This window comes from Streptomyces thermovulgaris, assembly GCF_002155915.1.
Classification (GTDB): domain Bacteria; phylum Actinomycetota; class Actinomycetes; order Streptomycetales; family Streptomycetaceae; genus Streptomyces; species Streptomyces thermovulgaris.
Window position 1 is genome coordinate 1 of sequence record NZ_MUME01000545.1, and the last position, 887, is coordinate 887.

At 70.8% G+C, this 887-nt stretch carries 2 protein-coding genes; both read right to left on the reverse strand.

Features of this window, described 5'->3' with window-relative positions; translation table 11 throughout:
• Window positions 1–105: 105 nt before the first annotated feature.
• Entirely contained in the window at window positions 106–381 is a 276-nt protein-coding gene (gene tatA, locus CCN35_RS27215; RefSeq protein WP_067394918.1) for a Sec-independent protein translocase subunit TatA, read from the reverse strand.
• 216 nt (window positions 382–597) lie between these two features.
• Window positions 598–792 carry a hypothetical protein gene (locus tag CCN35_RS27220; RefSeq protein WP_067394915.1) on the reverse strand — a complete coding sequence of 65 codons (195 nt, stop codon included), beginning with the start codon at window positions 790–792 and terminating at the stop codon, window positions 598–600.
• Window positions 793–887: the final 95 nt, after the last annotated feature.

Genomic DNA, 887 nt, shown 5'->3' on the forward strand with positions numbered 1-887 from the left:
CGGGGTCCTTCACCTTTTTTCGGGCAGGCTTGAGCAACCCACGTCCTCATCTCGTGCGGAGGCCGGAGCAGTCCGGCCGTGCGTCAGCGCTTGTACGGCCGTGCGTCAGCGCTTGGTGGTGTCCGTCGGCTCGCTGACCGGGCGTGAGCTGGTCACGTCACCGGGGGCCGCCTGGATGACGCGCGGAGCGGGAGGCTGCTCCTCGGCGGGCGCCGGAGTGGAGGTACGGCTCTCCTCCTTCATCGCCTTGGCCTCGCTCTTGAGGATGCGGGCGGACCTGCCGAGCGAGCGCGCCATGTCCGGAAGCTTCTTCGCGCCGAACAGCAGCACGATGACGACGAGGATGAGGATGATCTCGGGGGCTCCGAGCCTTCCGAACATATGTCTTTACCTTCTCACCGAGGCGGCTGGGTGGGTGGCTGTCCGACCGGCCGGACCCAGGTCCGACCCATCGCTCTGGCAGCGATCGTAACGCCCGGGGGTGAACGGAGGGCAATCCCCCGTGCGTACGCCCGCCCGCGGCCGGGGCCTCGTTCTCCGGTCCGCGACCAGCAGCGTACCCGCCGGACACGACAGGACGACAGGGTGACGGACCACTCACAGCGCGTCCACGGACCGGGCGACGCCCGTGGCCGCCCGCTCCAGGTCCTCGGCCGCCCTGCTGATGCGGCGCGCCGACTCCGCGACCTGCCGCCCGAGGCGCTGCGCCTCCACGAAGACCCGGAGAGCGAACACCCCGAGGACGGTCAGGCCCAGGAAACCGGCGGCCACCGCGAACATCGCCCAGAACATGGCACCGAGCCTAGAGGGTGGAGTGCAGACGCAGCGTCCTGACCCCGCCCCCGGCGAGCGGATCGTCGCCCTGCTCACCGGGGGCGGGGTCAGGA